This window comes from Catenibacterium sp. UBA627 (assembly GCF_002299355.1).
In the GTDB taxonomy this organism is placed as follows: domain Bacteria; phylum Bacillota_I; class Bacilli_A; order Erysipelotrichales; family Coprobacillaceae; genus Catenibacterium; species Catenibacterium mitsuoka.
Genome location: NZ_DBPF01000156.1, coordinates 1 through 11034 on the forward strand (window position 1 = coordinate 1; position 11034 = coordinate 11034).

General features: G+C 36.2%; 11 protein-coding genes, 2 pseudogenes and 1 riboswitch. Of the genes and pseudogenes, 3 read left to right on the forward strand and 10 right to left on the reverse strand.

The window, feature by feature from the left end; translation table 11 throughout:
- Window positions 1–309: 309 nt before the first annotated feature.
- Window positions 310–410: riboswitch (TPP riboswitch) on the forward strand.
- Between the two features lie 32 nt (window positions 411–442).
- From thiM to thiD, 3 genes and pseudogenes are all read left to right on the forward strand, one after another.
- Window positions 443–1243: a hydroxyethylthiazole kinase gene (thiM, locus tag B2S90_RS10655; RefSeq protein ID WP_338122067.1), complete on the forward strand. Its 801-nt coding sequence runs from the start codon at window positions 443–445 to the stop codon at window positions 1241–1243.
- A gap of 4 nt (window positions 1244–1247) precedes the next feature.
- Window positions 1248–1817: pseudogene (gene thiE, locus B2S90_RS10955) on the forward strand (thiamine phosphate synthase); the annotation flags it as partial.
- 51 nt (window positions 1818–1868) lie between these two features.
- A complete protein-coding gene (gene thiD, locus B2S90_RS10960) occupies window positions 1869–2648 on the forward strand; it encodes a bifunctional hydroxymethylpyrimidine kinase/phosphomethylpyrimidine kinase (RefSeq protein WP_286697038.1) in 780 nt (259 codons plus the stop codon).
- Between the two features lie 433 nt (window positions 2649–3081).
- Here thiD and B2S90_RS10670 read toward each other — a convergent pair whose 3' ends face one another.
- From B2S90_RS10670 to B2S90_RS10715, 10 genes and pseudogenes are all read right to left on the reverse strand, one after another.
- Complete coding sequence (locus B2S90_RS10670; RefSeq protein WP_055233191.1) at window positions 3082–3537, reverse strand: MarR family winged helix-turn-helix transcriptional regulator; 456 nt, start codon at window positions 3535–3537, stop codon at window positions 3082–3084.
- 54 nt (window positions 3538–3591) lie between these two features.
- Entirely contained in the window at window positions 3592–4260 is a 669-nt protein-coding gene (locus tag B2S90_RS10675) for a biotin--[acetyl-CoA-carboxylase] ligase (protein WP_055233192.1), read from the reverse strand.
- A pseudogene (gene fabZ / locus B2S90_RS10680) lies at window positions 4260–4689 on the reverse strand (3-hydroxyacyl-ACP dehydratase FabZ). The gene B2S90_RS10675 and the pseudogene fabZ overlap by 1 nt, the downstream one beginning before the upstream one ends.
- Window positions 4676–5926 (reverse strand): beta-ketoacyl-ACP synthase II, encoded by a 1251-nt coding sequence (gene fabF / locus B2S90_RS10685; protein WP_278860458.1) that lies wholly within the window; start codon window positions 5924–5926, stop codon window positions 4676–4678. The pseudogene fabZ and the gene fabF overlap by 14 nt, the downstream one beginning before the upstream one ends.
- A 10-nt stretch (window positions 5927–5936) precedes the next feature.
- Entirely contained in the window at window positions 5937–6689 is a 753-nt protein-coding gene (fabG, locus tag B2S90_RS10690; protein ID WP_278596856.1) for a 3-oxoacyl-[acyl-carrier-protein] reductase, read from the reverse strand.
- Entirely contained in the window at window positions 6676–7599 is a 924-nt protein-coding gene (gene fabD, locus B2S90_RS10695; RefSeq protein WP_055233196.1) for an ACP S-malonyltransferase, read from the reverse strand. Before fabD ends, fabG begins: the two co-directional genes overlap by 14 nt.
- Window positions 7596–8633: an NAD(P)H-dependent flavin oxidoreductase gene (locus B2S90_RS10700; RefSeq protein WP_286697033.1), complete on the reverse strand. Its 1038-nt coding sequence runs from the start codon at window positions 8631–8633 to the stop codon at window positions 7596–7598. Before B2S90_RS10700 ends, fabD begins: the two co-directional genes overlap by 4 nt.
- A complete protein-coding gene (locus B2S90_RS10705; protein WP_278780688.1) occupies window positions 8630–9565 on the reverse strand; it encodes a nitronate monooxygenase in 936 nt (311 codons plus the stop codon). The genes B2S90_RS10700 and B2S90_RS10705 overlap by 4 nt, the downstream gene beginning before the upstream one ends.
- A 10-nt stretch (window positions 9566–9575) precedes the next feature.
- Entirely contained in the window at window positions 9576–10496 is a 921-nt protein-coding gene (locus B2S90_RS10710; RefSeq protein ID WP_055233199.1) for a beta-ketoacyl-ACP synthase III, read from the reverse strand.
- A partial coding sequence (locus B2S90_RS10715) for a carboxyl transferase domain-containing protein (protein WP_286697034.1) occupies window positions 10489–11034 on the reverse strand: 546 nt, incomplete at its 5' end. The genes B2S90_RS10715 and B2S90_RS10710, both read right to left, overlap by 8 nt.

Here is an 11034-nt window from a genome sequence, read left to right on the forward strand (position 1 = left end):
TCCTGTCACCCGCACCATTCTGAATGCAGACACCGATATATTCGGTGTTTTTTTTATGCCTTAAAATAAAAAAATCTACCATTACTGGTAGATTGCATCCTGTTATAGAAGAGATGTTTAATGAGGGGAAGCTCATTAATAGAGATATCTCAGATATTTGGGAAGCTATAACAGAATGCGTAATCTATTATAATACTATAATAAGATATACACAATACGTAAACATATAATGTCACAAAGATGATACACTATGTTATCCTCAATTATGAAATCACTTGTATTTTGTAACTGATTGTTTTACCATATTATTATAATTGAAATGGGAGCTAATTTGCTGAGAGTAGACATAAGTCTTGACCATGAAACCTGATTTGGATAATGCCAACGTAGGAATTTATGAGCACCCTCTTTCAGCGTGCTCTTTTTTATGGAGGAAAAGAATATGAATTACATTAAGAAGTTAAGAAAAGTAAAACCATTAGTACACAACATTACAAACTATGTAACAGTGAATGATGTTGCCAATGCGATTTTAGCTATTGGTGGCAGTCCTATTATGTCAGATGAGATTACAGAAGTGGCTCAGATGACTTCTATCAGTAATGCATTAAATATTAATATTGGTACTCTCAATCAGGTTAAGATTGCTTCTATGTTTGAAGCAGGTAAAGCATCTAATGCATGTCAGCATATTACTGTATTAGATCCAGTAGGTGCAGGAGCTACTGATTTACGTACTAATACATGTAAGGATCTACTCGCTCAGATTCATTTTGATGCCATCAAAGGGAATATTTCAGAAATCAAGACTTTAATGGCTGGTTCAGGCCATACTAAAGGTGTTGATGCATCTGCAGAAGATCAGAAGAACTCACATGATCTCATTGATGATATCAAAGCATTCGCAAAAGAATTGAATACTATTATTATTGTGACTGGTCCTGTAGATTATGTCACTGATGGTAATAAGTGCTATATGATCAATAATGGATGTAAGGAAATGAGTGCTATTACTGGTACTGGATGTATGTTATCAGGTATCTTAGGCTGTTTCTTAACAGTAGAAAATAGTGTAGATAGTGCAGCGGCTGCTGTTATGGCCATGGGGATTGCAGGTGAAATTGGTGCATCTAAATTAAAAGAAGGTGAAGGTAATGCAACACTTCGTACTTATTTAATTGATGCATTATTCAATATGACTGATGAAGAATTAGAAAAGAGTGGTAAATATGAAGTTCAATAATGACATGTTAAGACTCTATGCTGTCACTGATCGCCATTGGACAGGAGAACAGACTCTCTATGAGCAAGTAAGAGATGTTTTAATGGGTGGTGCTACTTGTCTTCAGCTAAGAGAAAAAGACCTGGATGAAGCCTCTTTCTATGAAGAAGCAAAGAATATTAAAGAACTATGTCGTTTATTTGATGTACCATTTATTATTAATGATAATGTCATGCTTGCTAAGGAAATAGATGCGGATGGTGTTCATGTAGGTCAGGATGATATGGCGTGCATAAAGGCAAGAGAAATACTTGGACCAGATAAGATCATTGGTGTAAGTGCACATACTATAGAAGAAGCAAGAATTGCGAAAGAACAAGGTGCAGACTATTTAGGTGTAGGGGCTATTTTCCCTACATCTTCTAAAGATGATGCAGAAGTATTAGGTATCAAGCGTTTAAAAGAAATGACTGAAACAGTGGATCTACCAATGGTTGCGATTGGTGGAATCAGTTATGATAATTGCTTATTACTTAAAGATACAGGTATTGATGGTATTGCGGTTATTAGTGCTTTATTTGGTCAGAAGCATATCAAACAGGCAACTATTGATTTAAAGAAGCGTGTAGATGCACTTTATGAAACAATGCATACATGTTTAACTATTGCCGGTAGTGACTCAAGTGGTGGGGCAGGAATACAAGCAGACTTAAAGACAATGCTTGCCAATAAAGTATTTGGTATGAGCGCTATTACAGCTCTCACAGCCCAGAATACAACGGGTGTGACAGATATTATGGATGTGACTCCAGAGTTCTTAGAAAGCCAGATTCGTGCTGTATTTGATGATATCTATCCAGAAGCTGTTAAGATTGGTATGGTGTCTTCTAAAGCACTGATTCATACTATTGTAGAAATGTTGAAACATTATGATGCGAAGCATATTGTGGTAGATCCAGTCATGGTGGCTACAAGTGGTGCAAAGCTTATTAGTGATGAAGCTATCTCTACATTAAAGGAAGAATTACTTCCTATCGCAGAAGTGATTACTCCTAATATTCCAGAAACAGAAGTACTTACTGATATGGAAGTGAAGACTGTAGAAGATATGGAAATAGCGGCTAAGAAGATCTATGATACATATCATTGTGCTGTATTAGTCAAAGGTGGACATCAATTAAATGACGCCAATGACTACTTATACAATGGTGAAAAGGGTACTTGGTTTAAAGGAAATAGAATAGTCAACAGTAATACACATGGTACGGGATGTACTTTATCAAGTGCGATTGCATCTAACTTAGCGAAGGGCTATACACTAGAAGAATCAGTCAGACTTGCTAAAACATATCTTTCTGGTGCAATAGGTGCTATGTTAGATTTAGGTCAGGGAAGTGGGCCTATGGATCATGGCTACAATATTTAAAAATACTGATAAATACACAACAATTCCATAACTGCCTGGTATAATCTTCTTTAAGAGGTTAAGGGCATGAAAGAATTCAAAGCGTGGTTTATACTTATTTTATTTATTTTGCTTCTTCGAGTAATATATCTATTACTTGAAGGTGGTCATATCTTATGAATATCCTCTAGATATATCATCTGGAGGATTTTTTATTCAACTTAAAAACTTGCATATTAACATTCACAAAGTTAAAATGAAATAAACTGAGTTAAAAGTATCTGACAAATTAATGGTCAATGGAATTGCTAAGTTTAAAGAGTACTTTAAAGCTATTGGTGTATAAGCAACAAATAAGGATGAATTAATTTCTCTTTTACATCAGTGCTATGGTTTAAGAAAATAAGTGTAAAAAACCCCTATAGAAGAATCACACCTTCTATAGGGGTTTATATTATTTATTAAGTTTTTTCTGGTATTCTTTTAAGTCTTCTATGACGTTCTCTATTGTATCATATACCCAGCCAATCATTTCATCAGGAATATGCTGACTATAAAGTTCAGATAAATCCCTATGAAACTGATTATGAACCTCTAATGCCTGATATCCTTTATCAGTAATACGTAGATATGTGACACGATGATCTGCCGAAGAACGTTCTCTTGTAAGAAAACCTTTATTCACAATAGTCTTTACATTAGTCGTTAATGTTCCTATAGTTACCTTCAATGTCTTTGCAACATTTGTCATAGTAGGAAACTGCTGCTTACTTACAGCCTCTATAATATGCATTTCATTCATTGATAACTCAGGAAAAGGACTATATTTAATATAATCTTCCTGTACTTTAATGGCGAGTTTAAAAACTGTATTAATAGAATCCATTAAATTATTCTTTTTTGCGTCCATAATTCCACTCCTTGACTCTATTCTACAATTTTATCACATATTTGAGAAGATTAATTATATACGACCTAATGATAATTCATTTAAGAGAATTGTATGTTTTTTCTTGTTTTCATCCTCTATCACAAGATGACAATTTTCATCTAGATATAAGAATTTCACTAAACCATATTCTTTATAGGGAATTGTCTTACCTCTTAAATAAGAATGACGATTCATGCCATCTAATAAAGATGCAAAAGGCATATGAAGCATATTCTTAAATGTATCAATAATATTCAACATCAGCTTTTCTTTATCAATAGGATGATCTATCACATCAGATAGAGAATAGTAAGAACCCTTACTTATATTTAAACCTATCCCAATAATAATACCCTGTAAAGTATTCTCATAAATCGTCTCTACAAGAATACCTGCAATCTTCTGATTATTTACATATATATCATTGGGCCACTTAATGAATGCATTGATCTGTTTCATTCTTAGAACTGTTACAATCGCATAAGCCATAATGGCAGATACCTTTAAAGGATCCACGTTCTGTTTCATATAATAACTAAAGAGAAGCTGTTCATTCTTATCTGCCTCCCAGATATGATTAGAACGTCCTCGGCCATGAGTTTGATAATGTGCACGGACAATTGTATCATCATCTAATTCTTGATAATGATCATGAATATACGTATTAGTAGAATCAATTTCTTCAAATTCTATATATTTCATTATTCACCAATCGCAAAAGTGAGTTCAGCCTGTACAACAGTTTTACCATTGACTGTTGCTTTTGCTTCACCAATACCNNATCTTATCTCTCATTCTTGTGAGTGTGCATTCTAATTCCATCACATCTCCAGGAATGACCTGTCCTTTAAACTTACATTTATTGATTCCTGCAAAGAAGACAATCTTACCCTGATGTTCTTCCTGGCTTAATATCGCAATACATCCAGTCTGTGCTAAAGCTTCTACAATCAATACACCTGGCATCACATGATGCTCAGGGAAATGCCCCATAAACTGCATTTCATTCACACTCACACACTTAATACCCTTCGCATACTCTCCTGGCTTATAATCAGTAATACGATCTACAAGCGCAAATGGATAACGATGAGGATTAATCTTCGCAATTTCATTACTATTTAGTTCCATTGTCATACTCCTTGAATATAATACTTGCATTATGTCCACCAAAACCTAATGAATTACTCATCACATAATGAAGATCTTTCTTAACACCAATATTTGGTACTACATTTAAATCACATTCTTCATCCTTTACCTGATAATTCAAAGTAGGAGGAATAAAGTCATGCTCTAAGGCTAATACTGATAGTACTGCTTCAATACCCCCTGCAGCCCCTAAACAATGTCCTGTATGACCTTTAGTAGAACTTACTGCAAGTTTATATGCATGTTCCTTAAATACTGATTTAATCGCTTCAGTTTCACATAAATCATTTAAATGAGTAGAAGTACCATGCGCATTAATATAATCAATCACATCATAACTGATACCTGCATCATCTAATGCATTCTGCATGGCATAGGCACCACCTTCACCATTAGGAAGTGGAGCAGTAATATGATGGGCATCACAGCTTACACCATAACCAGTCATTTCACCATAGATATGTGCGCCTCTTTTTAAGGCATGTTCTAATTCTTCAAGAATAAGAATACCAGCTCCTTCACCCATGACAAATCCATTTCTTTCTTTATCAAAAGGAATAGAAGCACGATCAGGATCAGTGGCATCACTTAAAGCCTTCATAGAAGTAAATCCACCAATACCTAAAGGAGTTACTGAAGCTTCACATCCACCAGCAATCATGACATCCTGATATCCATCACGAATATTTCTAAATGCATCACCAATCGCATTTGTACCACCTGCACAGGCAGTCACTGGACAGGTACATAACCCTTGTGCATGATAAGCAATCGCAATATGACCCGCTGCTAAGTTAGAAATAGTCATAGGAATAAAGAAAGGAGACACTCTATCAAAACCTCTCTTTTCTCCTGTCTGATAGTTCTTTTCAATAGAACCTAAACCACCAATACCGCTTGATACAATCACTCCAAAACGATGAGAATCAATGTTGTTGATATCAAGACCACTATCAAGCATTGCTTCGTGAGATGCAATCATCCCCATCTGAATAAAGCGGTCCATCTTCTTTGCTTCTTTCTTATCAATATACTTTGTCACATCAAAGTCTTTGACTTCACCAGCAAGAGTGACCTTCATACCTTTTGTATCAAATAAAGAAATAGGTGCAATACCGCACTTACCTTCTTCAATAGACTTCCATGTTTCTTCTACATTATGTCCAATAGGATTAATAGTTCCTATACCTGTTACTACTACTCTACGTTTTGTCATAAGCTCCTCCTTACATAGCCATTCCACCATCTACATGAATGGTCTGTCCTGTAATATACTTTGCATCATCACTTGCTAAGAATGCGATTGTCTTTGCGACATCCTCTACATGTCCAAGTGTTCCTAAAGGAATAGATGCCTTTAAACCTTCTTTTACCTCATCACTTAATACTTCTGTCATATCAGTTTCAATAAATCCAGGAGCCACTGCATTCACAGTCACACCTCTAGGACCTAATTCTCTTGCAAGAGACATTGTCATGCCAATGACACCTGCTTTACTTGCTGCATAGTTGACCTGTCCGGCATTACCTATCACACCTACGACAGAAGATAAAGAAATAATATGACCAGACTTCTGTTTCATCATTAAACGGCTTGCCTGCTTCATACATAAGTAAGTTCCCTTAAGATTTGTATTAATAACGGCATCAAAATCTTCGGTCTTCATTCTTAAAATTAACTGGTCTCTCGTAATACCTGCATTATTCACAAGAATATCAAGATGTCCAAAATACTTCTTAATACTCTTGAAGATGTTTTCTACATCCTCTTCATGAGAAATATCACCTTCAACACATAATACATCTCTACCAAGATCTTTAAGTTCTTTCACTAATTCTTCAGCTAACACTTTATTCTTTTCACTTGCACGATAATTTAATGCAATATCTGCACCTTGAGTTGCAAGTTCCATCACTGTTGCACGTCCAATACCTTTTAAACCCCCAGTGACAAGGGCTACCTTATTACTTAGTTTCATTGAATGCCTCCACACACTTCTGTAAAGAAGCCATATCTTCTACCTGATATGTCTTGATTTTTCTATCAATCTTACGGACAAAACCGCTTAATACCTTACCAGGTCCAATCTCTATAATTGTATCCACACCATTATTGATCATCGTACGAATACTATCTTCAAAATAGACAGGACTCATGACCTGTTTCTCTAACATCTCCTGCACGCTGCAATCTTCTAATTCCTTACCAGTACAATTGAAAATCACAGGGACATTCATTTCATGGAATGTAACATCTTTAAATACTTCATGAAGTCTTGTACTTGCATCCTTTAATAATTTTGTATGGAAAGGACCACTTGTATTTAAAGGTACAGCTCTTCTTGCACCATGATCCAATGCCTTCTGACCTGCTTCTTCTACTGCTTTCTTTTCTCCTGCAATAACTAACTGTCCAGGACAGTTATAGTTCGCAATAGAAACATACCCATCACAGCCAGCACATATATCAAGTAATGGCTCACGTTCAAGTCCAAGAATAGCCATCATGGCACTCTCAACACCTTCAGCGGCCTTTTCCATTGCGAGACCTCTTTCTCTTACAACCTGAATTGCGGTTTCAGGATCAAATACACCAGAAGCACTTAAGGCACTGTATTCACCTAAAGATAAACCACATACATAATCAGGTGTAATCCCATTCTTCTTTAAAAGAAGAGTAGCCATATTCGCAACGGCTACCATCGCTGGCTGAGTAAAACGTGTAGTACTAATAGTCTTTTCTTCACTATTAAACATGATATCCTTTAAATCAAAATCTAATTTCACATTATCTAATAGGTTCTTACAGTCTTCATCATTTTCATAAAAAGACTGTCCCATACCTACATATTGTGTTCCTTGTCCTGCATAGATAAAACCGAGTTTCATACAATACCCTCCATTAATTCATCAATCAGATCACTTACATGTACAAGCTTGTCAATGCGATATCCATTCGTACCAGTAAATACAAGACCATTCTCACAATCACCATTCACCGCATTAATTAGAGCCTGAGTAATACAATAAGGAATAGACTTCATATTACAGCTCGCAATACATCTAAAACATCTTTTAATAGGATGTGTCTTTTCCATAAAAGGCGTCATAAAAGCACGTCCTGGCATACCTACAGGAGACTGTACAATCTTGATATCTTCCTTCTTGCCATTAATAAAATAATTCTTATACTCCATTGAAGCATCACATTCATAAGTACCAATAAAACGTGTACCCATCTGAACACCATCTGCACCTGCTTCTAACATCTCTTTAATATCATCATTGGTATAAATACCACCTGCGACAAACACAGGAATCGCATGATTAAATAACTCTTCAAAGCCTTTCACAACTTCCTTAACATCTTTTAGAATATCCTTTAAAGAAGCACATGTATTCTCTAATAGTTCATCTTTCTTAAATCCAAGATGTCCACCAGCTTTATATCCTTCAATCACAATAAAGTCAGCTGTACGATCATACTGACGTTTCCACTTGTTTAATATCAAACGTGCTGCCTTACCAGAAGATACAATAGGCGCAATCGCTGTCTTTTCATCCACATATTCAGGAAGTTTTAAAGGAAGACCGGCTCCAGAAATGATTGCATCTACACCACTTTTTACAGCTTGTCTCACATGCTGTTCATAATCACTTAAGGCAACCATGACATTGACTGCCACCATACCGTTATTATTTGAAATCTCTTTAGCACGTTTGATTTCTTCATCAATCGCTTCTAGATTCGCTTTCTTTGTATCTTTAAGAAAAGTAGGCTTTTTAAAACCAATCTGGGCTGTTGAAATAACACCCATTGCCCCTTTCTTAGCCACATTTCCCGCTAAAGAACTTAGAGAAACACCAACACCCATTCCTCCCTGAATTAAAGGGAGGGATAAAGTATGTGATCCTATCTTCATAGATGAACCTCCATCACGCGCTTCTTTTCTTCTTCATATTCTTTAAATAAACCTTCAATGATGTCTTTAAGGCTTCTTTCTTCATGCACCATACCAGCAACCTGACCACTCATTAAAGAACCAGTCTCTACATCACCTTCAAATACAGCACGCTTTAAAGACCCTAATGTATACTTTTCTAGTTCCATCATTTCGGCCCCTTCTTTTTCTTTCTTAATATAAGTACGTGCCATCTTATTCTTTAAGATACGTACAGGAGTTCCGGCAATACGTCCAGTCACTGTTGTATCAGTATCCTTTGCCTTAATAATCGCATTCTTATAGTTCTGGTGAATAGGACATTCTGTACTCGCAAGAAGAATAGTACCAACCTGTACACCATCAGCACCTAGTGCCACTGCCGCAAGAAGCTGTTTACCACTCGCAATCCCACCTGCAACAATCACAGGAATATTCACTGCAGCCTTTACCTGTGGTACTAAAGCCATAGTAGTCAATTCTCCCACATGACCACCAGATTCAGTACCTTCCGCAATAACAGCATCCACACCTGCTTTTTCCATACGTCTTGCAAGGGCAACACTAGGGACTACAGGCATCACAATAATACCTGCCTCCTTCCATTTCTTAATATAAATACCTGGATTACCAGCACCTGTTGTGACAACAGGGACCTTTTCTTCCACCACAATATCTGCCATTTCTCCTGCTTGAGGATGTAATAACATCAAATTAACACCAAAAGGTTTATCCGTAAGTTTCTTTGCTTCACGGATATTCTCTCTTAACATCTCAGGAGACATACCACCTCCTGCAATAAGTCCTAAACCACCTGCATTAGACACAGCTGCCGCAAAAGCACCTGTCGCAATATTAGCCATACCACCCTGAATAAGAGGGTATTTAATCTTTAATGTTTCATTTAACCACATAGTCTTCTCCTTACCACTCTATCAGATTGGCACCATAAGTCAGTCCTGCACCAAAACCAACACAGAGTATCTTCATACCTCTTTTTAATAACTTCTTTTCATTCATCTCTCCAAGTACAAGAGGAATACTTGCAGCAGATGTATTGCCATATTCATCGACATTCAGATAAAACTTATCGGATGTTACTTTCATTTTCTTATAAACATGACGAATAATTCTTTCATTCGCCTGATGCACCACAAAGTAATCAATATCATCTTTAGTAAGTGATGCTTTCTCTAATACTTTCTCTATACACATAGGAAGAACCCTTGTCGCAAACTTAAAGACTTCTTTACCTTCCATATGTAAATAATCATTTTTTAAACCATAAAGCACTTCTTCATTGCCTTCTGATCCTTGATAATCACAAAATAATTTATTTTCTTTCTCTACGACAACAGCACCAGCCCCATCACCAAACAAGATGCATGTTGTGCGATCTTTCCAATCAATGAGATTTGAAAGCTGTTCAGCACCAATAATTAAGGCATAACGCTTATCACTTGTATAAAGTAATGAACGTGCTACTGATAATGCATAGACAAACCCACTACATGCCCCGTTTAAATCAAACGCAAAAACATTATTATTTAAACCTAAACGTTCCTGTAAGAGACAGGCAATAGAAGGGGTATTATAGGGAGAAGACATTGTTGCTACAATAATGATTCCAATATCTTCTTTGTTGATGTTGTTTAATGCCTTTAAAGATGCCTTATATGCCATATCTATAAGTGTTTCATCTTTACATATATGACGTTTCTTGATACCAGTGCGGGGATAAATCCATTCATCACTCGTATCAACTAGCTTTGATAGATCATCATTAGTCAGTACATTCTCAGGTACATAATATCCTGTATCGATGATAGAAATACCTTTATCCATTTTTCCATTCTCCAATCTTACGATATCTGTTATATCTTTTACGTATTAAAATATTGACATCCATTGGGACGAGAATATCTAACTGTTCTCTAATCACCTTACGTATATTTCTATATACACCTACAGGATTTGTTGTCATACCACCTAGAGGTTCCTTGATGATTTCATCAATAATCCCATAATGATATAAATCTTCTGCTGTCATCTTCATCACTTCACATGCTTCCTCAATACGTTCTCCCTTCACATCCTTCCAAAGAATAGAGGCAAAACCTTCAGGAGACAAAACAGAATAAACCGCATTCTCTAACATAGCTAAGTGATCACCGATACTTAGGGCTAAAGCACCACCGCTTCCCCCTTCACCAGTAATAATCACAATAATAGGAACCTTTAAATCACTCATAATCATCAGACTCTGACCAATCGCTTCACCAATACCATTCTCTTCAGAACTAATACCAGGATAAGCACCCGGAGTATCAATAAAAGTAATAATAGGACGATGGAACTTCTCTGCCTGTTTCATTAAACGCAT

Excerpts from the sequence above, each read along its gene's own strand:
- thiM (WP_338122067.1), top strand. The coding sequence starts at position 443 with ATGAATTACATTAAGAAGTTAAGAAAAGTAAAACCATTAGTACACAAC.
- thiD (WP_286697038.1), top strand. The coding sequence starts at position 1,869 with ATGCATACATGTTTAACTATTGCCGGTAGTGACTCAAGTGGTGGGGCA.
- B2S90_RS10670 (WP_055233191.1), bottom strand. The coding sequence starts at position 3,537 with ATGGACGCAAAAAAGAATAATTTAATGGATTCTATTAATACAGTTTTT.
- B2S90_RS10675 (WP_055233192.1), bottom strand. The coding sequence starts at position 4,260 with ATGAAATATATAGAATTTGAAGAAATTGATTCTACTAATACGTATATT.
- fabF (WP_278860458.1), bottom strand. The coding sequence starts at position 5,926 with ATGACAAAACGTAGAGTAGTAGTAACAGGTATAGGAACTATTAATCCT.
- fabG (WP_278596856.1), bottom strand. The coding sequence starts at position 6,689 with ATGAAACTAAGTAATAAGGTAGCCCTTGTCACTGGGGGTTTAAAAGGT.
- fabD (WP_055233196.1), bottom strand. The coding sequence starts at position 7,599 with ATGAAACTCGGTTTTATCTATGCAGGACAAGGAACACAATATGTAGGT.
- B2S90_RS10700 (WP_286697033.1), bottom strand. The coding sequence starts at position 8,633 with ATGAAGATAGGATCACATACTTTATCCCTCCCTTTAATTCAGGGAGGA.
- B2S90_RS10705 (WP_278780688.1), bottom strand. The coding sequence starts at position 9,565 with ATGTGGTTAAATGAAACATTAAAGATTAAATACCCTCTTATTCAGGGT.
- B2S90_RS10710 (WP_055233199.1), bottom strand. The coding sequence starts at position 10,496 with ATGGATAAAGGTATTTCTATCATCGATACAGGATATTATGTACCTGAG.